Source organism: Halotolerantifilum yawarlongkerapense (genome assembly GCF_054506745.1).
In genome coordinates this window covers 1,163,016-1,181,934 of the sequence record NZ_CP199719.1, presented here as the reverse complement: position 1 = coordinate 1,181,934, position 18,919 = coordinate 1,163,016, and the positions used below count along the sequence as shown (strand labels likewise).

18 protein-coding genes and 1 other annotated feature are annotated in these 18,919 nt (G+C 53.6%); of the genes, 17 read left to right on the top strand and 1 reads right to left on the bottom strand.

From position 1 onward, the window contains the following. Nucleotides 1–72 precede the first annotated feature (72 nt). Nucleotides 73–600, top strand: coding sequence for an RNA 2',3'-cyclic phosphodiesterase (thpR, locus tag ACULM0_RS05755; RefSeq protein ID WP_463679475.1), 528 nt, complete (start codon nucleotides 73–75; stop codon nucleotides 598–600). Here thpR and ACULM0_RS05750 read toward each other — a convergent pair. Next, nucleotides 597–1,850 carry a DNA polymerase Y family protein gene (locus tag ACULM0_RS05750; protein WP_463679474.1) on the bottom strand — a complete coding sequence of 418 codons (1,254 nt, stop codon included), beginning with the start codon at nucleotides 1,848–1,850 and terminating at the stop codon, nucleotides 597–599. The genes thpR and ACULM0_RS05750 overlap by 4 nt on opposite strands. A 177-nt stretch (nucleotides 1,851–2,027) precedes the next feature. Here ACULM0_RS05750 and ACULM0_RS05745 point away from each other — a divergent pair, with 177 nt between their 5' ends. The 16 genes from ACULM0_RS05745 (at nucleotide 2,028) to ACULM0_RS05670 (ending at nucleotide 18,839) form a co-directional block, all read left to right on the top strand. After that, nucleotides 2,028–2,735 carry an ABC transporter ATP-binding protein gene (locus ACULM0_RS05745; protein ID WP_463679473.1) on the top strand — a complete coding sequence of 236 codons (708 nt, stop codon included), beginning with the start codon at nucleotides 2,028–2,030 and terminating at the stop codon, nucleotides 2,733–2,735. Continuing rightward, on the top strand, nucleotides 2,732–5,101 hold the full coding sequence (locus ACULM0_RS05740; protein WP_463679472.1) for a COG1361 S-layer family protein: 2,370 nt from the start codon (nucleotides 2,732–2,734) through the stop codon (nucleotides 5,099–5,101). Before ACULM0_RS05745 ends, ACULM0_RS05740 begins: the two co-directional genes overlap by 4 nt. Next, nucleotides 5,091–6,371 (top strand): ABC transporter permease, encoded by a 1,281-nt coding sequence (locus ACULM0_RS05735; RefSeq protein ID WP_463679471.1) that lies wholly within the window; start codon nucleotides 5,091–5,093, stop codon nucleotides 6,369–6,371. Before ACULM0_RS05740 ends, ACULM0_RS05735 begins: the two co-directional genes overlap by 11 nt. Before the next feature lie 133 nt (nucleotides 6,372–6,504). After that, complete coding sequence (locus tag ACULM0_RS05730; protein ID WP_463679470.1) at nucleotides 6,505–7,056, top strand: hypothetical protein; 552 nt, start codon at nucleotides 6,505–6,507, stop codon at nucleotides 7,054–7,056. A 57-nt stretch (nucleotides 7,057–7,113) separates the two neighbouring features. Beyond that, nucleotides 7,114–7,899 carry an aminotransferase class IV gene (locus ACULM0_RS05725; RefSeq protein ID WP_463679469.1) on the top strand — a complete coding sequence of 262 codons (786 nt, stop codon included), beginning with the start codon at nucleotides 7,114–7,116 and terminating at the stop codon, nucleotides 7,897–7,899. Between the two features lie 7 nt (nucleotides 7,900–7,906). Continuing rightward, on the top strand, nucleotides 7,907–9,133 hold the full coding sequence (pepT, locus tag ACULM0_RS05720) for a peptidase T (protein WP_463679468.1): 1,227 nt from the start codon (nucleotides 7,907–7,909) through the stop codon (nucleotides 9,131–9,133). Further along, nucleotides 9,130–9,846 (top strand): tRNA threonylcarbamoyladenosine dehydratase, encoded by a 717-nt coding sequence (locus tag ACULM0_RS05715; RefSeq protein ID WP_463679467.1) that lies wholly within the window; start codon nucleotides 9,130–9,132, stop codon nucleotides 9,844–9,846. Before pepT ends, ACULM0_RS05715 begins: the two co-directional genes overlap by 4 nt. Nucleotides 9,847–9,868: 22 nt before the next feature. Further along, a complete protein-coding gene (locus ACULM0_RS05710) occupies nucleotides 9,869–11,173 on the top strand; it encodes a peptidoglycan-binding domain-containing protein (RefSeq protein WP_463679466.1) in 1,305 nt (434 codons plus the stop codon). 46 nt (nucleotides 11,174–11,219) lie between these two features. After that, on the top strand, nucleotides 11,220–11,726 hold the full coding sequence (locus ACULM0_RS05705; protein WP_463679465.1) for a Gx transporter family protein: 507 nt from the start codon (nucleotides 11,220–11,222) through the stop codon (nucleotides 11,724–11,726). Nucleotides 11,727–12,082: 356 nt separating this feature from the next. Further along, on the top strand, nucleotides 12,083–12,343 hold the full coding sequence (locus tag ACULM0_RS05700; protein ID WP_463679464.1) for a PspC domain-containing protein: 261 nt from the start codon (nucleotides 12,083–12,085) through the stop codon (nucleotides 12,341–12,343). Further along, nucleotides 12,336–12,740 carry a PspC domain-containing protein gene (locus tag ACULM0_RS05695; RefSeq protein ID WP_463679463.1) on the top strand — a complete coding sequence of 135 codons (405 nt, stop codon included), beginning with the start codon at nucleotides 12,336–12,338 and terminating at the stop codon, nucleotides 12,738–12,740. The genes ACULM0_RS05700 and ACULM0_RS05695 overlap by 8 nt, the downstream gene beginning before the upstream one ends. Nucleotides 12,741–12,749: 9 nt before the next feature. Continuing rightward, nucleotides 12,750–13,643, top strand: a complete 894-nt coding sequence (locus ACULM0_RS05690; protein ID WP_463679462.1) for a LiaI-LiaF-like domain-containing protein — start codon at nucleotides 12,750–12,752, stop codon at nucleotides 13,641–13,643. A gap of 65 nt (nucleotides 13,644–13,708) precedes the next feature. Further along, a complete protein-coding gene (locus ACULM0_RS05685) occupies nucleotides 13,709–14,056 on the top strand; it encodes a hypothetical protein (RefSeq protein ID WP_463679461.1) in 348 nt (115 codons plus the stop codon). Between the two features lie 42 nt (nucleotides 14,057–14,098). Continuing rightward, nucleotides 14,099–14,327: a binding site (T-box leader), on the top strand. Between the two features lie 46 nt (nucleotides 14,328–14,373). After that, on the top strand, nucleotides 14,374–14,874 hold the full coding sequence (locus tag ACULM0_RS05680) for a GNAT family N-acetyltransferase (protein WP_463679460.1): 501 nt from the start codon (nucleotides 14,374–14,376) through the stop codon (nucleotides 14,872–14,874). After that, on the top strand, nucleotides 14,871–17,528 hold the full coding sequence (locus tag ACULM0_RS05675; RefSeq protein WP_463679459.1) for a valine--tRNA ligase: 2,658 nt from the start codon (nucleotides 14,871–14,873) through the stop codon (nucleotides 17,526–17,528). Before ACULM0_RS05680 ends, ACULM0_RS05675 begins: the two co-directional genes overlap by 4 nt. Nucleotides 17,529–17,537: 9 nt before the next feature. Next, nucleotides 17,538–18,839: a bifunctional folylpolyglutamate synthase/dihydrofolate synthase gene (locus tag ACULM0_RS05670; RefSeq protein WP_463679458.1), complete on the top strand. Its 1,302-nt coding sequence runs from the start codon at nucleotides 17,538–17,540 to the stop codon at nucleotides 18,837–18,839. Nucleotides 18,840–18,919: the final 80 nt, after the last annotated feature.

The following is an 18,919-nucleotide window of genomic DNA, read 5'->3' as shown; positions in this document are numbered from 1 at the left end:
AGGCTTCGCTTTTTGTTTAAAATGTGATGGACGAGGGATAGGTGCCTGAAAAAAGAAGCGGGAGGTAAGCTCATGCGTTTGTTCTATGCGGTGTTGCCCTCGAGAGAGGAGCAAGGCCGACTACATAAGATCCAGAAAGAGCTGTTGACCCCTCTCACCTCCTACAGGGCGACGGGGCGGGAGAATCTTCATTTGACCCTTCATTTTCTCGGGGAGAAAAGCGAAGAGCAACTCCCGGAACTACGGGAACTACTCGACGACGTGGTAAGCGGTGTGGAGCCCTTCCTCTTTTCTTTTCGTGAGGTGGGATTTTTCCAGAAAAAAAATCAAAAGATTTTGTGGCTCGGTCCCGGTAGAGGAGAGGACAAGCTCAAAGGGCTCTGGGAGCGCATGGGAAAGGCTCTGGAGCTGTTGGAGCACGAAGTGGATCCGCGCCCCTTTCGTCCACACTTGACCTTGGCCCGGCAAGTGAGGGGTGATATTGGCGAGAAGGAAATCCAACCGGTTCCGGTTCATGTTGACGCCCTCCACCTTATGGAGAGCAAGCAGGTAGAGGGCCGGTTGGTCTATCGTTCGATCTACCGCGCTCCCCTCGGCTAGAGTTTACTTGACATCATGGGGTAGTCTTCCTCCACGACGCCACCGGTGAGCGGTCGGATGCCACTGTGGAGAAAAGAAGCCCGTTGGATGGCTCGTTTCCCGTAGCGACAGCGCAAGGCATCCAGGGTGGCGTCAAGTCGTCTTTTTCTCTCGAAATCCGGTGGATCCCACAGGGTACACTGTCGTTCGGACGAGGGCCTGAGATCGCTGACGCGCACGGCCATGTGTCGAAGGGTAGAGCCGTCCCAGGTCTCGTCGAAAAGATCCCGGACGTGCCCGAAAAGCTCATCGGTTCGGTCGGTGGGCAGCTCGAGTTTTTTCTGGTGCGACCACCGTTCGAACCCATTGGTCTTCAAACTCACCGAAACCAGTCTGCAGAAGAATCCCTTGCGGCGCAGCCGCAGGGCCACGGTTTCCGTTAGAGAGAGCAAGTGCAGGTATGCGTCCTGTCGATCGGTCACATCGTAGCTGATGGTACTACCGTTGCCGACGCCTTTAACGGGGTCGTCTTTTTGTTGTCGAAAAAGCCCTTCTTCTCGCCCGTGGGCGTAGGCCCAGATCTGCCTGCCGTGGCTCTTCAATCGATCGCTCAAAAGATCGAGATCGAAGACCGCCAGATCACCGATGGTGTGGATGCCCATGAGGTGAAGCTTCGGGGCGGTGGCCCGACCGACCATGAAGAGCTCTGAGACGGGAAGCGGCCAGAGCTTTTCCGGGATCTCTTCCTCGAAGAGCGTGTGCACGCGATCGGGTTTTTCGAACTCCGAGGCCATCTTGGCGAGGAGCTTATTCGGTCCAATGCCGATGTTAACGGTATAGCCAAAGAGACGGTGGATTTCGTCCTTCAAATAATGGGCAAAGGTGACGGGATCCCCCCAGAGTCCCCTGACGTCGCTGTAGTCGAGAAAACACTCATCGATGGAGAAGGGTTGGATCCGACTGAAGTACAGGCTCAGATGATCCATCAGCGCTTCGCTGGCCTGCATAAAGTGATGGTAATCCGGTTTGGCCACGGTCAGGTAAGGCACCTTTTGAAAAGCTTTCATCAGTGATTCGCCGGTTTTAATACCCAGTTTCTTGGCTGGAATGGATTTGGCCAGGACGATTCCGTGGCGGGTCTTCGGATCTCCGCCAACGATGGAGGGGATGGTTCTCAGATCGATGGGATCGCCGTGCTGCAGACGGTAAACGGCCTCCCAGGAAAGGTAGGCCGAGTTGACGTCCAAATGAAATACAATTTTTTTACGCATGAGACGCCTCCTATCTGTTCACTATCAGTATATGAACAAATGTTCCTCTTGTCAAGGCAGTCTGGTGCAAAATCTTAAACAAATATTTAAGGTTTCAGTCACGCGGAAGGCATAGGTATTAGATATAATATGAACGTTGTGATGAAGGAAACAACCTCAATTTGAGGAGGGATAGATGTGATCCGCATAGATAATTTGAGAAAGGTCTATCGCGTGGGAACGGAGAAGGTCGTTGCCCTGAATAGAATCGATCTGACGATCGAAAAAGGTGAGATCGTTTGTATCCTGGGCACCTCGGGTTCGGGAAAGTCCACGCTGCTCAATATGATGGCGGGACTGGAGAAACCGACGAAGGGTACGATCTTGGTGGACGGTGAGGATATCACGAAAATGAACGAAAAAAAGTTGGCGCTCTTTCGCAGGGAGAAAGTGGGCTTTATCTTCCAGTCCTACAATTTGCTCAATGCCTTCACAGCCCTTGAGAACGTAACACTACCCTTGATTTTCAAGGGCGTAGGCGAAGCAGCGCGCTTGAAAGAAGGTGCCAGAATCCTGCGTCGCGTGGGACTCGGCGATCACTTGATGCATAAACCCACACAGATGAGCGGAGGTCAGCAACAACGCGTGGGGATTGCCAGGGCCTATGCCAATCGGCCCGCCATCGTCTTTGCCGATGAACCGACGGGCAATCTCGACTCCCAGACCTCTGAGGAAGTGCTCGATCTGATGCTCGAGATGGCCAAGAGAGACGGCCAGACCCTGATCCTGGTCACCCACGATCCAGAGGTGGCCCGCTATGCTGATAAAATTGTCTACATTTTGGATGGTGACATCCAGAAAATCGAAATGAAAGAAGAAGAGGTCAGGAGGTACGTCCACCCATGAGCACCCAACGATACACCACTTTTCTACTGCTGCTGATCTTCGTGATCGGCGCATCCTTCACCTTTGCCGCGGCCGATGATTTTTACATAACAAATGTCGAAGTAACACCCGATGACGAACGGATCCGAGAGGGCGATCAACTAAGCGTGACGATTGAACACGAGGGAATCACAGGTGAATTCACCCTCGCGCTGGATACGTCGAATTTTGATCCGCAAAACGGTTTGACGCAAATCAAGGTTAACGGGAGTCCCATTGTGCTCGAGTTAATCTACAAGGGCGGGGATACGTCCCTATCTTTTACAGTAGACGATGGGACGTCGACCTCCCAGGAACGGTTGAGTCTCTCCGGCCTGGCCGACTTTTCCACGGGCACTTCCTCTGGCGACGATTCCGAACCCATCGATAAATCGGCCTACACACCGGAGGTGCACATCCTGACAGAACGGTTGATCCTGGAGGCGGGAAAGACCACCGACGTGACGCTGAAGCTCGAGAACAAGGTCTCGAACTACGCGCGGGACGTGAGCTTGGAACTGATCAACACCGAGGATATGAAAGTATTCGATGTGGATTTCGAAACCCTCTCTCGGCTGGGTAGCAAAGACCAGGAAGAACTCGAGGGCTCGATCCGCGTGATGACCACGGCCAAGAGCCAGCTCTACAAGCTACCCGTGCGGCTCACCTATACCAATGCCTTTGGCATCGACAAGTCGCGGGAGACCGTGCTGGAGATCCGTATCGAGAACAATGAGGTGACACCACTGGTGTCCGTCGATGAGTTCCTAACGAAGGACGAAGTCCTTCACATTGGAGAGAACGACACCCTGGCCCTGCGTCTGAAAAACCACGGAACCCTGGAGGCCAAGGACGTGCGCGTGACCCTATCGGGCACCGGCGAGGGTCTGCGGATGAACCAGGACGTGAATGTGAAAGCGGTGGAAGACCTATCCTATCGCGAAACGGCCTTAGTGACCTACAACCTCTCGGTTGACGCCTTCGCCACCAAGGGACTCCGGACATTGACATTGACCTTTGTCTACAACGATGTGGACGGCAACACCTACGAGCGAACGGAGACCCTTGAGGTCTATCTGCAGGATGCGGCGGGGGATGGTCTCAGGGTCATCTCCAAACAACATCCAAAGCGCGTCACAGCAGGGCAGACCTTCACGGTGACCGCCGTGCTGGAAAACAGTTCGGACAAAACGTTGTACAACGCGGAGTCTTCCGTGGAATACCCCACGGGTTTCGTGGCTGTCGATGCCCCGAAGGAACGCATCGGCACCCTGGAAGCGGGGGAAAGGACCACCGTAATTTTCGAGATCATGGCCAAAGAAGACCTCGCCACGGAGTTCTACGATCTCTACCTGGTGACGGCTTATGATCCACCCTACGGTGGGGAACGTGAAGAAGAAAAACATTACCTGGGCGTCGGCATCGAAGGCGCCAGCGCCATGGGACGTCCGAAGCTGATCATCGAGGATTACGCCTTCGATGGCGATCAGATCCAGGCCGGCGAAACCTTCACGCTACGCCTGAACATCCGAAACACTTCCGATGCTGAGACCGTGAAGAACATCAAGGTGAGCTTCGAGGCACAGGATGGTATTTTCAATCCGGTGGATTCGGCCAACGCCCTCTTCATCAAATCCATCGGTCGGTCGGATATGGCCGTCGCAGAGATGACTTTCAAGGCCAAGAACAACGCAGAGGTCAAGGGATACAACGTGGACATTACCATGGCTTATGAAAATGCCGAGGGCGCTGCTTACGATAGTGAGGGCAATCCCTTCGAGGAAACGGATAAAATCACGATCCCCGTGTACCAGCCCGTGCGTCTGGAAACCTCGGATATCATGCTGCCCATGGAGAGCTTCGTGGGTGTCCCGGGAGAAGTGCAACTAGACTTTTACAACATGGGTAAAGCCCAGATGTACAATATGATGGTCAAGCTCACCGGTGATTTCACCGTGCAGGATTCCAACTATTTCGTAGGCAACTTTGACACCGGTGCCAGCGATTATTACATCGGGACCATCATTCCCGACTCTCCTGGTCAGAAGGAAGGCGCTGTTGTCTTCACCTTTGAAGATAGCCAGGGGAATATGGACACGGTGGAAGTGCCCTTCACCGTGATGGTCTCGGAAATGCAGCAAGGGCCCATGGGTCCAGGAGAACCGGGTTTCGAGGAACCTTTCCCCGGAGAAGAACCCATGATGCCCGGTGAGGAAAGCAGTGGACCATCGCCCTGGTTGTACCTCTTGGTGGTCCTGGCGGCTATCGCGGCCATGGTATTCTACGTGCGTCGTCGCAAGAAGAAGCGAGAGGCGCTCTTGATGGCGGAGGATGACGATGACCTTTAGGGATCTCATTCGGATGGGATTTAAGAACCTCATCCGGCGGAAGACCCGCACGATCCTGACGATCCTGGGTGTGATCATCGGGACCAGCGCGATACTGGTGATGCTATCGCTAGGAATCGGGATGAACGTGAGCTTCCGCAACCAGGTGGAGAGCATGGGGAGTCTCAACACAATTGATGTACACAGACAATACTCAGAGAATGGACCGGGTGAGGCCAAGCTAGACGATCAGGCGGTGGCCGAAATCGAAGCCATCGAAGGTGTTGAAGTGGTCATGCCGGTCATGCGTTCCTTCGGTCAGCTGAAAGTCGGTCGCTACGAAGGACACGTCAGCATCATCGGCTTGGACCTCGACAAGGTGCATGCTTTCGATTACCCTGTCGCTGAGGGGCGGTTGCCCATTTCCGGTGGCCGTAATGAAATCATCTTTGGGATGAACATGAACCAGAATTTCTACAATCCTAGGGCCAGGGGACGGTGGGAACCTGTCGAGGTGGACCTGATGACCCAGTCGGTTAAGCTGATTCCCGAGTCCCAGATGTCCGAACAACGTCCCAAGGGCATTGCCCTCAATGTCGTGGGGATTTTTGAACAGACCCAGACAGAGATCGACTGGAACGCTTATATGGCCCTGGAGGAAGTCGAGAAGTTGAAGGCCGCAAGTCCCCGGAACAATGACGATCGCAGGGGCCAGACGGACGAGGACAAATACGAAACCTTAAAAGTGAAGGTTTACGATATCGATGACGTCCAAGATATCCAGAATCAGATCAAGGCCATGGGTTATCAAGCCTGGAGCCTCTCGGATATCCTGGAGTCCATGCAACAGACCACGATGGTCATCCAGGCCGTCCTCGGTGGCATCGGTGCCGTGAGTCTGTTTGTTGCGGCTCTAGGCATCACCAACACCATGATCATGTCGATTTACGAGCGAACGAAGGAAATTGGTGTGATGAAGGTGATCGGGGCCAGACTCGTCGACATCAAGAATCTCTTTCTGCTCGAGGCAGGGTTGATCGGCTTTTTCGGCGGTCTCCTGGGGATCGTCCTGTCCCTCGGCCTTTCCATGATCATCAACCGGCTCGGGGTACAGCTCCTGGGTGGCGGCTTCATGGGTCCCGGTGGGGCACCGGAAAAGATCAGCATCATCCCCCTCTGGCTCATTGGGGCTTCGCTGGCCTTTTCCACGACCGTGGGGCTGATCTCGGGTTACTACCCGGCGCGTCGGGCCATGCGGTTAAGTGCCCTCGAAGCGATCCGAAACGAATAAAAAGAGCTGAGAGAGCGCTCCCTGGGGCCTCTCTCTTTATATGCACCTGGGTTTGTCAGCGGGCCTTTCGTTTCCCAGGGTTGAATGGGGGTATTCAATGAGTATGAAAGTATTTTGAGAAAGGAGTCTGCCCATGCCTGTGCTCGATTACACATATACGCTAAACCTCAACCAATCCGCACATCTGCACCGCGAGCGTTGGCGCCTGATTTTTATTGGCACCGTGGTGGGGACCGTCATTTCGATCCTCGGGGTCTTGAGAAAAGCCGCTAGCCCCTTTGTTTTATTCGAAACGTCCATCCAACTCTTTGTGTTTTACTTTGTTCTGATTTTTCTGTTCGATCGGATTCTGTTTTTTATTCTCTTTCGACGCTATGACAAAAAACAGATCATTCGGTACACATTCACCGAAGAGGCTCTCCGCGTGGACTTTAGCGAGGCTCCCCTTCTATTGATGCTCATTCGCGTGCGGTCTGGCGTTGCCAACCAGAATCCTTCGAAACTGGGTATCGAGAACGGTGTTTGGCAGATGAATTGGAATCAGGTGTCGAAGAAAGTCGTTTACCGGGGGGAGGGTCTCGTGCGTTGCCTTGTCCCCCACGGTCTGGATGGTTACATTTGGTATCGTGTGGAACATAGGGAAACCATCCTGCAATTTCTCGAAAAAAAAGGGCTCACCGAATGAGCTCTTTTTTTTGTTATAATAGACACGTGAAATGAACAGAGAAAGGACGTGGCACGCATGCTCATGTTGGATGGGACGCTTCAATGGGACAAGGGTCCGATGGTCTTCACGGGTGAAGGGGTATACGAAGTGATCCGAACGATCGACGGAAAGCCCTTGTTCTTGTCGGAACACTATGAACGCTTCATGAGATCTGTGCAGAAAGAAGGGTTTCCGCTACCCTTTGGTGAAGTGGAGCTACGTCAACGCATCGAAATGCTACTTGCCACGTGTGAGATCCATCAGATCAACGTCCGCCTCGAGTACGGCCGCTCGGGTGGAGATTATCACGATCAACTGTACACAGTGATCGGCCATTACCCCGATGCCCAGAGGAAAGAGGAAGGTGTGCAGGTGACTGTCGGAAACGTGAGTCGACACACCCCCGAGGTCAAGTACATCGATCGCGCTTACAAAGAACGGGTGGCGGCGCTCATGGAAGCACGGGGGGCTTTTGAACTGCTCGTGACTGACGGAGAAGGTCATGTTACGGAAGGTAGCCGGTCCAACTTCTTCCTTATCGTGGATGGGGTTTTTGTCGAGGCACCCCGCGAGACCATGCTGAGCGGCATCACCCGGATGAAAGTACTCCGCTTGCTCGATGAAATGGGCTACACGCTTGAGGAGCGAATCATCGACGAGGCGATGCTCAATCGTGCACAAGCCGCTTTTATCACTGGAACTAGCAATGATGTTTTGCCCGTGGCGAGAATCGATGGACGGACCTATGATCCGAATCACCCCGACCTGAAGAAACTCATGGCGGCCTACGACCGACTAAAAGTAGAGAGCTTGAGAGGATGAAACGACCATGCATGTGAAAGATCGATTTTTACAATACGTAGCTTTTGAAACCGCATCGGACCCCGAGAGCAAGACGGTACCGACCACGCCCAGTCAAAAGGTGCTCGGTCAGTTCCTCGTGAAGGAACTGACTGAGATGGGTCTTGAGGACGCCCGGATGAATGGCCTTGGCTATGTTTACGCCACTTTGCCCGCTACGGTGGAAGATGTACCGACCATTGGCCTCGTTGCACATATGGACACCTCGCCAGACTATGGCGCGAAGGACGTAAAACCCCAGCTCATCGAGAACTACGATGGTGGGGACCTCCATCTCGGGGACAAGGTCTTCACTCGCGTCGTAGACTTCCCAGAACTCATCGACTACAAAGGCTGGGATCTGATTACCACTGATGGCTCGACACTTCTCGGCGCCGACAACAAAGCTGGGATCGCTGAGATCATCTCGGCCGTGGAGCATCTGATCGCCCATCCCGAGATTCCAAGGGGTGAGGTGAAGATTGCCTTCACCCCCGATGAAGAAGTGGGTCGCGGTGCGGATCATTTCGACGTACCGGCTTTCGGTGCCGACTTCGCTTACACTATCGACGGTGGTGAGATCGGAGAACTTGAGTACGAGAACTTCAATGCTGCTACCGCCAGGGTCAGGATCCAGGGACGGAACATCCATCCGGGCAATGCCAAGCACAAGATGAAAAACGCCTTGCACATCGCTATGGCTCTCGACGGCATGCTACCGGAAGGAGAAAAGCCGGTGCATACCGAGGGCTATGAGGGCTTCTACCACCTGAACCACCTGTCTGGATCCGTGGAATCTGCCGAGATGCTGTATATCCTGCGAGATCACGACCGTGAGAAGTTTGAGGTAAAGAAAGCGACCCTGCTGGCCGCCGCCGAGTACCTGAATCGGCTACATGGCGAGGGCACAGTGAACATCTCCCTGGAGGATAGCTACTATAACATGAAGGAAAAGATTCTGCCGGTTTTCGAGATCGTCGAACTGGCCGAGCGCGCCATGGAAGCCGTGGGGGTGACTCCCAAGAAAGTGCCCGTCCGCGGCGGCACCGATGGTGCCCGTCTCTCCTATATGGGGCTACCCTGCCCGAATATCTTCACGGGCGGACACAACTTCCACGGCCGCCACGAGTACATCCCCGTTCAGGCCATGGAAAAAGCCGTTGATGTGATCGTAGAGATCATCCGTCAGAACGCTGATCAACCGGTGAAAGTATGACCATTCCCGCTTTAACGAGGACCGAGCGTCTGATCGGCCCGGAGAATATCGAACGCCTGGCCGGTGCTCATGTTGCGGTGTTCGGATTGGGCGGTGTGGGCTCCTACGTGACCGAAGCGCTCTGTCGGGGAGGTGTCGGTAAACTCACCCTTGTCGACTACGACACAATCGACATCAGCAACCTCAATCGACAGTTGCAGACCCACACGGAGAATGTCGGGCGTCTCAAAGCGGTAGAATCAAAAGCACGTTGCGAGCTGATCATGCCCTCAATCGAAGTAAAGGCCTTGGCAGAGAAACTCGATGCGTCGACAATCGACCACCTTGTGACGGCAGAGTTCGATTACGTGGTGGACGCCATCGACATGGTTTCCTCTAAGATCCTGCTTGCTGTCCACTGTAAAAAGCTGGGGATCCCCTTGATCTCTGCCATGGGAACGGGCAATAAACTGGCCCCAGAACGGCTGAAGATCGCGGATCTGTCTGAAACCAAGATGTGTCCTCTGGCAAGGGTCATACGAAAAGAACTGCGCCGCCGTGGGGTCGATCATCTGACGGTGGTGTATTCTGATGAAGAGCCGATATCGGTTGGCGGTCGTGTGCCGGGTAGTAATAGTTTCGTCCCGCCGACGGCCGGTCTCCTGTTGGCCTCTCACGTGATCCGCTCGTTGATTATGTCACCCACTACTGGTATAATGAGTGGCAAGGGATAACAAAGAGAAGAAGGAGGGTGCTATGATCAAAAAGATACTGGCCGGTGGACTGGTCTTGTGGCTCTTGTCCACGGTATCATACGGGGATGTACTCGATCATTTCGATGAACGATACTATCGAGCGGGCGATGAAGGCGTCGACTTGATTGCGGTCGATTTCGCTCTCGCACGCGAGGGACTCCTTCCTTTTGATGCGGTGGATGATCAGTTCGGTCTCGATACAGAAACCGCGCTTCGAAGTTTCCAAAAGAAGAAGGGGCTCGTTGTCGATGGAATCGCTGGTCCGGGGACGCTTAGTCAGATGGCGTCATCCGCCTTGTTTCCCGCGGTCGGAATCGATGCTTACAAGGAGTCGATGACTTCGGAGACCGTGGGCATCCTCCAGGATATCCTGCGGACACTGGGTTACTTTGATCATGAGACCACTACATACTATGGTACGATCACGAGAACAGCGGTGGAACGATTTCAGCATGACCAGGGATTAATCGCCGACGGCGTGATCGGCCAAGAGACCCTCTATACCCTTGAAGCGATGGGTTACCTGATCTTGGAGGACGCTGTAGCCGCCGATCCCGAACCGCTCGGGAGTGTGACCAACCGTCTCTTTAAACCGGGAATGGAACACGAGGATGTACGGATTCTCCAGCAAGCCTTGGCCGCCGAAGGCCATTTTTCAGAAGAGACCTACTCGACGCGCTACGGTCCCCAGACGGAAGCTGCGGTCAAGGCCTTCCAGCGTGCAGAAGCACTGGAGGCGGATGGCATCGTAGGAGAAACGACGCTCAACCGCTTGGTAGCCAAGGAGCGGATCGTCCTGAAAACGGAGTTTGTATCCCGTGCCCGCGTTGGCAACGATTCTTACGGCGAATACCTATCGTGGAATGACGTAAGACGTCTGTTCGAACGCGGGAAAACAGTGATCACGCTAAAGGACCTTGACACGGGTGTGATGTTTGATATGCTGGTATCCTACGGATCAAATCATGCCGATGTAGAGCCCCTCACCAGAGAAGACGCCGAGACAATCCGCAGGGTTTTCGGTGGATTCAAGTGGACCCGTCGACCTATGCTCGTGTACGTTGGCGAACGTGTGATTGCCGCTAGTTTGGCCGGAATGCCTCACGCCGGACTGGATGCTGAGCCGGAGGGTGCCTATGTAGCCAATCGTTCCGATGGTTTCGGTTACGGTTACAACTACGATCGCATCAAGAACAATGGTGTAGATGGACACTTCTGTCTGCACTTTAGAGATAGTAGGCTCCACGCCAACAATGCGGTGGATTCCAAACACCAAGCGGCCATCAAACGAGCTGCCGGACGATGAATCACAAAAGGGGAGGGGAACCTCCCTTTTTGAATGAGGTGTACAGATGAAAAAAAATACAAAAAAAATGGTACTTATGGCGCTTTATGTGTCCATGGCCCTGATGCTACATGTGTTCGAGAGTATGATTCCCGTTCCCTTTATTGCACCCGGTGTGAAACTGGGACTTGCGAATATCGTCACCATGGTAGCAATATTGACCTTGAGTTTTCCACAGACCTTCACCGTGGTGATCACCCGTGTGATCCTGGGATCTGTGGTCGGGGGAGGTTTCACGGGTTTTCTCTACAGTATGGCGGGTGGCGTCACCAGTTTCGTGAGCATGATGCTCTTGCTGGTGCTCTTTAGAAAATACGTGAGTCCCGTTGGGGTGAGCGTCACGGGTGCGGTCTTCCATAGTGTGGGACAGCTGGCGATGGCCAGTATCCTTTTCTCCAATGTCCGTCTGTTCTCTTACTTTCCAATTTTGGCCGTTACCTCGATCGTCACAGGATTCTTCGTGGGTCTGGCGAGCTTGAAATTCATCGGTCACTATGAGAAGATCACGCTGTGAAAAAGAGATCTTGCGCCTGCCAACGGGAAGCCCTAGATGGGTAAGACCGAAATGGATCAACCTCCTGTCTCGATAGAACCGGGCAGGAGGTTTTCTTTTTTTGCCTGCTGATCCTAGAGAAGGATGTTTCGAAAACGGTTGGGTGTGCATGAATCAAGAGCTGTTCCGCGGGTATAGTATACTGTGGGAGGCACTAGTATTTTCGATCACAGCAATACTGTAGCAGGATGGAGATGACAGTCAAAAGAGATGGCGGAGAGCGATAACTTAATAAAAGATTAAAGCTATCTTAAAGTGGCCTGAACTACCTTGCGACGCAAGATAGCTTATGATATTCTGCAAGTGAGGTGAGACATATGAAAAAATTATATCGTTCTAGAAAGCAAAAAATGTTATTGGGTGTTTGCGGAGGGATCGCGGAATATTTCGATGCGGACCCCACGATCGTCAGAATAGCAGCGGTTTTACTCGGGTTCGCTAGTGCGGGTTTCGCGTTGATCGCGTATTTTATCTTTGCGATTGTCATTCCGGAAGCCCCTTACAATCCCCCGGCCCAGCGAAAAACAACGGAAGAAGACGTGATCGTTGAGGCGAAAAAGGAGGAACCCCATGAATAAACGCTTGTACAAATCGAGAGACAACAAGGTCATCGATGGTGTGTGTGGGGGACTCGGAGAGTACTTTGAGATTGACCCGATCATCATCCGCCTGCTCTGGGTTGTGGCCGTCTTTGTCGGTGGTACGGGCATCTTCGCTTACATCATTGCCATGATCATCATTCCAGAGGCCCCAAGACGAAACGATTCTATTGAAGAGGGAGACGGCATGATGGATGAGAGCGAGGCACAACCACCTGCCTCTCAGCGTGATTCGAGCAAGCTGCTCGGCCTCGGTCTGATTGCCCTTGGGTTTTTCTTCTTCGCCCGTCGTTTCTTCCCTTGGTTCGACATGGATCTTCTCTGGCCCTTTGCTCTCGTAGCCGTAGGCGCCGTACTGATCCTGAAAAGGGATTAGGTGAACAAGATGGCACAAAATCGCGAGAACATCGGCATCGGACTGATCTTCGTGCTCATCGGTGCCCTGTGGTTATCATTCAAATTTGACCTATTACAGTTTCCGATCCACCGCGCCTTCTTCGACCTCTGGCCCCTGATCTTCGTGGTCATCGGCCTGTCCATGATATTCAACCGTCACCCGATTGTGAGAAGCCTCCTTTGGATTGCCTTCTTTGCCGTGATCATCGGCTACGGTTACCTGCGCTACCAGACCGACACCCCGCTGCCCTTTGTCACACGTGATCTGCAGATGGAACGCCATCTGGTCGAGGAGGGGGCGGACATGGCGGCGCTCAACTTGAATTTGGGTGCCGGCAGACTGCGCCTCGAGAGCACCGATGAGGGCCTTCTGGATTACAGGTTACCCACGAGTTACACCAGTGTCAGCGAAACCCTTCGCGATGGCGTCCCCCTGTATACGATACAGAACGATCGGTTCGACTTCACTGAGTTCGATATCGCTCTCGATTACCAAGTGGACTTATCGCCCGATGCGCTGTGGACGATCGCGGTCAACACCGGAGCGATTGATGCGCGCCTAGATTTCAGCGAGATCCCCGTGAAGAATCTAGATCTGGACATGGGAGCGGGTCAGATGCACCTGATTTTTGGTGATCGGGCGGCAAAAACGACACTCTCGATCGATGCGGCGGCCTCCGATATCACTGTGGACATCCACGAGAACGTAGGCGCACGTGTGAAGTTAGACGGGGCGCTAAAGTCCGAAGAACTCAACGGTGTCTGGATCCAGCGAGATGGGTACTGGTACACGGACAACTACGATGAGAGCACGAGTCGATTGTTGATCGAAGGGAGTTTCGCTGTCGGGAATCTGACCATCAATCATTCCGCTGGCGATTGAAGCGCTTGAATGTGGGAATACATCTATTAAGGTGTATTCTTTTTTTATTTAAGGATGTGAAATCGATGAGCTATCAACATGAGATTAAAATCACCCTCGATAATCACCACGATGGCTACATCGAGGGCAGCATCGACGACTTCGCTTGGTTTGCGATCGTCGAGGTTGAAAGTGTCGATTACGCCATCGACAGTCGCACTTTACGCAAAGGGATGGGGCGGATCACCCGTCTTTGCATCTACAAGGAGGACCAGAATTTCGAGGGAAACCCCTACATGCCCTCCATGAGCATCAAGCGCATGATTTACGCCAACTTCCATCACGAGTGGAGTGTCCTCAACAACCAGATGATCGGTATGGTGCGAGAGTTGGTCACCTACCTTGAACGCCGCTATTCCGTGCATGTGGTCTGAGACTTGACAAGGATACCCGGTTTGTTATAAATTGATAGGGAATAGAAACCGATGAGAAAGAGGAGTAAACGGTCGACCGCCCCTAAGAGAGAAGAATCCACCGGCTGAGAGATTCTTCGGGTAGGAACGTTGAAGGTAGCTTTCGAGGTCTTCCCCTGAAAACCACTGGTTGCGTAGGGAGAAGCGTCCACCGACGCGTTAAGTCGGATCAAGTGTTACCGATCCTTCGATCGGTGAAACAAGGGTGGTACCGCGGTCCTTCGTCCCTTCAGGGGAGAGGGGCTTTTTTTGTTGTATGAAGATAGGAGGGAAGCAAGATGAACGTGACGATCCGGCCGATTCACCGTGATGACGCCGCGGCGATCAACAGCATCCGACGTCATCCGCAGGTATATGCCACGACTCTCGGCATCGCATCCGAACGCGTGAGCAATTCTCAGGCTTTTATCGACAACCTTACGAAAAAGGACCATCTCTTCGTTGCAGAGGTCGACGGCGCCGTCGTCGGCGTCGCGGGACTCCACGAGTACCCTTCCCCCAGGATGCGACACAAGGGACACCTCGGGATCATGGTGTCACCCGATCACCAGGGAAAGGGTGTCGGGAGAAAACTCATGGAAGCCCTCTTGGAGTTAGCCGACAATTGGTTGATGCTCGACCGGGTGGAACTGGAGGTATTTGCCAATCATACGCCGGCCATCCGATTGTACGAGTCGATGGGATTTGTTTCAGAAGGAACGCGTCGTGCTTCGCTGATTCGGAATGGCCAACTGGTCGATGAACACATTATGGGTAGACTAAGGAGTGAAACGAGATGAGCATACAAATGGAGAAGAACTACGATCCCAAACAGTTTGAGGATCGCATCTATCACGCGTGGATGGAGGCTAAGGCTTTTAACGCATATGTGAACCCCGAGAAAAAACCCTTTACCATTGTGCTACCTCCCCCGAATATCACGGGACAGCTGCACATGGGACACGCCCTGGATCAAACGATCCAGGATATCCTAATCCGTTTCAAGCGCATGCAGGGCTACGAAGCTCTCTGGCTACCGGGAACCGATCACGCCAGCATTGCCACGGAAGTCAAGGTGCTCGAGAACATGGAAAAAACGGAAGGGCTCACGAAAGACGAAATCGACCGCGAGGACTTTTTAGAACGCGCCTGGAGATGGCGTGACGAGTACGGTCGGCGCATTGTGAACCAGATGAAGAAACTGGGTTCCTCCTGTGATTGGGACCGGGAGCGCTTTACCATGGACGACGGTTGTAACGTAGCGGTGACAGAGGTCTTCATCCGCCTGTACGAACAGGGACACATCTACCGAGGACAACGTCTGATCAATTGGTGCCCGGATTGTCGTACGACCCTTTCGGATGCAGAGGTAGAGCATGAAGAGAAAGCCGGTCACTTTTACCATGTGAAATATCCCTTGGTCGATGGCGATGGCTTCATTGAAATCGCCACCACCCGACCGGAAACAATGCTCGGGGACACGGCGATCGCCGTGCATCCCGATGACGAGCGATACAAGCACCTGGTGGGCAAGAAGGCCTTCTTACCCCTTGTGGGCCGCGAGCTGCCCATTGTGGGCGATCTTTACGTGGACAGTGAGAAGGGAACCGGAGCCCTCAAGGTGACACCGGCGCACGATCCGAACGACTTTGAGATTGGAGAACGCCATGAGCTCGAGAGCCTCAGTGTTCTGGATAAGCGAGGGCGTGTGATCGCTTCGATCGAGACTTACGGCGGTATGGACCGCTACGAGGCCCGAAAGGCCATCGTGAAAGATCTCGAGGCAGAGGGCTATCTGCTCAAGACTGTGGATCACGACCACAACGTGGGCACATGCTACCGCTGTCATACCGTCGTGGAACCGATGATCAGTGAACAATGGTTCGTGGCCATGGAAAAACTGGCCAAACCGGCCATTGATGCCTTGAAATCTGGCGATCTGACCTTCGTGCCCGAACGTTTTGAAAAGACCTACCTCCACTGGCTCGAGAACATCCGCGATTGGTGTATCTCTCGTCAGCTCTGGTGGGGACACCGGATACCGGCCTATCACTGTGAGGATTGCAAACACGTTGAGGTGTCCAAAACACCGGTAACGCGTTGTTCAGTGTGCGGATCGACGAACGTAGAGCAGGATCCGGATGTACTCGATACCTGGTTCTCCAGTGCCCTCTGGCCCTTCAGCACCCTGGGCTGGCCCGAGAAGACACCGGAACTCGAGTACTTCTATCCAACAGATGTCCTGGTCACCGGGTATGACATCATTTTCTTCTGGGTAGTGCGCATGGTCTTCAGTGGAATCGAGCAGATGGGCGAAGTACCTTTTTCCCACACCTTGATCCACGGACTGGTGCGCGATGCACAGGGTCGAAAGATGTCTAAGAGTCTCGGCAACGGGGTGGATCCTCTGGATATCATCGATGATTACGGTGCTGATGCCCTGCGCTTCATGCTGGCCACGGGCAATGCACCAGGGGCCGATGTGAAGTTCCAGGTCGAACGGGTCGAAGCATCGCGCAATTTCGCGAACAAGCTATGGAACGCCTCGCGATTCGTCCTGATGAATGTCGAGGAGACGGATGATGCAGTGTTCGATGGGAGCGAAGCCTTCGAACTGGCCGACCGCTGGATTCTCTCGCGTCTGTCACGCGTGACAGGTGAGGTCACGGAAAATCTGGAGAAATTCGAGTTGGGATTGGCAGCCGATAAAATCTATGAGTTCGTGTGGAACGAGTACTGTGACTGGTACATCGAGTTAACCAAAAAGCGCCTCTACGGCGATGATGAAGCGGGCAAACAGACGGCGAAAAAAGTCCTTCTCAAAGTGCTCGGGGATATCCTGCGGCTCCTCCATCCTTTCATTCCCTTTATCACGGAAGAAATCTACCGTTTCTTACCAAATGCGGAAAACCAGTTGGTTCGGGCCGAGTGGCCGACAGCCGGTACCCATTTGGATGACGATGCGGAAACAGATATGACCACGGTGATGGCAGCTGTCAGGAGCTTGAGAAACGCACGCGCCAACATGGATGTACCGCCGAGCAGAAAAGCAAAGCTTTTCGTACGTGCAGAGAAAGTGGAAATCGCCCGGATCCTATCGGACCATCAGGATTATCTACAGGCTCTTGCCAGCGTCAGCGATGTTTCGGTCCTCACCGAGGAAGAGACGACGCCCGACGATTGCATGAGCGCGATCATCGAAGGTGCCAAGCTCTTCGTACCGCTGAGCGATTTGATCGACTTTGAGAAAGAGCACGAGCGACTGAAGAACGAAGAGAAAAAACTGATCGCCGAGGTAGAGCGCGTGGAGAAAAAACTGTCCAACGCGAGCTTCGTCGAAAAGGCGCCAGAAAAAGTCGTTGCCGACGAGCGGGAGAAAAAAGAAAAATATGATACGATGCTCGCTTCACTGAGAGATCGCATCGATAGTATCGAGGCGAAATTAAAGGGATAGGGGATGACCATGACTTACGAACAAGCCATAGCGTATATCCACGGAACCTACGCTTTCGGCGCGAAGCTAGGGCTCGACAACATTCGGGCCCTTCTCGCCGAGCTGGGTAACCCGCAGGAAAAATTAAAGGTAGTCCATGTGGCTGGCACCAATGGTAAGGGCTCCACTTCGGCCTTCATCCAGAGTATCCTCATGCAGGCGGGTTATCGCGTGGGGCTCTACACATCTCCATATCTCGAGCGGTTCACCGAACGGATCAAGGTGAACACGGAGGAGATTCCGCGCGAGATGCTCGCAAAACTCACAGCCGAGGTGAGGGAGGCGGTCAACCGCTTGCTGGACAAGGGGAATGCACACCCAACGGAATTTGAAATTGTCACAGCCATTGGATTTCTCTACTTCCAACGTCAAAAGGTCGATTTCCTAGTGCTCGAAGTCGGTCTCGGCGGGCGACTGGATGCCACGAATGTGATTGAAAAACCACTGGCCTCGGTGATTACGCCTGTAGCCATGGACCACCAAGCGTACCTGGGTACGAATCTCGCAGCGATCGCCCGTGAGAAAGCGGGTATCATCAAGTCGGGGCGTCCCGTGATCTTGGGCAAACAAGAACCGGAAGCAGAGGCGGTCATCACAAGCATAGCAGAAGAGCGAGAAGCCCCGCTCTTACAAGCGGATGTCATGCACCACAAAATTCTCTCTAAGGGACTCGACGGAATCCAGTTTTCCTATGAGAACCATGCCTACCAAATCACACTGGTGGGTCTTTACCAGGTGGAGAATGCCATCCTGGCGATCGAAACCTGCCGGGCTCTGCAGGCAGCTGACCTCGTGATGCTCTCGGAGGAAGACATCCGGTGGGGCCTGGCCAAGGCCAAGTGGCCGGGGAGATTCGAAATCCTATCGAAAGATCCGATGATCATCATCGACGGCGCCCACAACCTGGCGGGAATCATGGGCCTGACCCGTACGCTGGATGAGATCCTCCCGGGGAAACCCAAACGGGCCCTCTTCGGGATTTTGGCCGATAAAGAGGTCGATGAGATGGTCAAACAGGTGATTCCATACTTCGACAGCTTCGTGCTGACACGACCGGACAATCCACGGGCGCTCCCCCCCGAAGCACTCAGGCAGAAGATCTGGACCTACAAACCCCGTGCGCATGTGGTGATCTTTGATGAGATCGAGGAAGCCGCCGAGGATGCCCTGGTGGACCTCGCTTCAGATGAGGCGCTAGTGGCCTTTGGCTCGCTCTACATGATTGGAGCCGTCCGTACGTACATGAACGCAAGACTCACGGCAGAGGTATAATCTCATGCTGATCAATCCCCTGGAACGCGGTGAAGAACAGGGAATTTTCACCTTGTACAGCCGTTGTGCGGATTATTTTC

Bases quoted from the DNA above. Each gene is read 5' to 3' on its own strand.
- ACULM0_RS05690 (WP_463679462.1), top strand. From the start codon at position 12,750: ATGGCACAAAATCGCGAGAACATCGGCATCGGACTGATCTTCGTGCTC.
- ACULM0_RS05695 (WP_463679463.1), top strand. From the start codon at position 12,336: ATGAATAAACGCTTGTACAAATCGAGAGACAACAAGGTCATCGATGGT.
- ACULM0_RS05700 (WP_463679464.1), top strand. From the start codon at position 12,083: ATGAAAAAATTATATCGTTCTAGAAAGCAAAAAATGTTATTGGGTGTT.
- ACULM0_RS05725 (WP_463679469.1), top strand. From the start codon at position 7,114: ATGCTCATGTTGGATGGGACGCTTCAATGGGACAAGGGTCCGATGGTC.
- ACULM0_RS05710 (WP_463679466.1), top strand. From the start codon at position 9,869: ATGATCAAAAAGATACTGGCCGGTGGACTGGTCTTGTGGCTCTTGTCC.
- ACULM0_RS05715 (WP_463679467.1), top strand. From the start codon at position 9,130: ATGACCATTCCCGCTTTAACGAGGACCGAGCGTCTGATCGGCCCGGAG.
- ACULM0_RS05705 (WP_463679465.1), top strand. From the start codon at position 11,220: ATGAAAAAAAATACAAAAAAAATGGTACTTATGGCGCTTTATGTGTCC.
- pepT (WP_463679468.1), top strand. From the start codon at position 7,907: ATGCATGTGAAAGATCGATTTTTACAATACGTAGCTTTTGAAACCGCA.
- ACULM0_RS05675 (WP_463679459.1), top strand. From the start codon at position 14,871: ATGAGCATACAAATGGAGAAGAACTACGATCCCAAACAGTTTGAGGAT.
- ACULM0_RS05680 (WP_463679460.1), top strand. From the start codon at position 14,374: ATGAACGTGACGATCCGGCCGATTCACCGTGATGACGCCGCGGCGATC.
- ACULM0_RS05685 (WP_463679461.1), top strand. From the start codon at position 13,709: ATGAGCTATCAACATGAGATTAAAATCACCCTCGATAATCACCACGAT.
- ACULM0_RS05750 (WP_463679474.1), bottom strand. From the start codon at position 1,850: ATGCGTAAAAAAATTGTATTTCATTTGGACGTCAACTCGGCCTACCTT.
- ACULM0_RS05670 (WP_463679458.1), top strand. From the start codon at position 17,538: ATGACTTACGAACAAGCCATAGCGTATATCCACGGAACCTACGCTTTC.
- thpR (WP_463679475.1), top strand. From the start codon at position 73: ATGCGTTTGTTCTATGCGGTGTTGCCCTCGAGAGAGGAGCAAGGCCGA.
- ACULM0_RS05735 (WP_463679471.1), top strand. From the start codon at position 5,091: ATGACCTTTAGGGATCTCATTCGGATGGGATTTAAGAACCTCATCCGG.
- ACULM0_RS05740 (WP_463679472.1), top strand. From the start codon at position 2,732: ATGAGCACCCAACGATACACCACTTTTCTACTGCTGCTGATCTTCGTG.
- ACULM0_RS05730 (WP_463679470.1), top strand. From the start codon at position 6,505: ATGCCTGTGCTCGATTACACATATACGCTAAACCTCAACCAATCCGCA.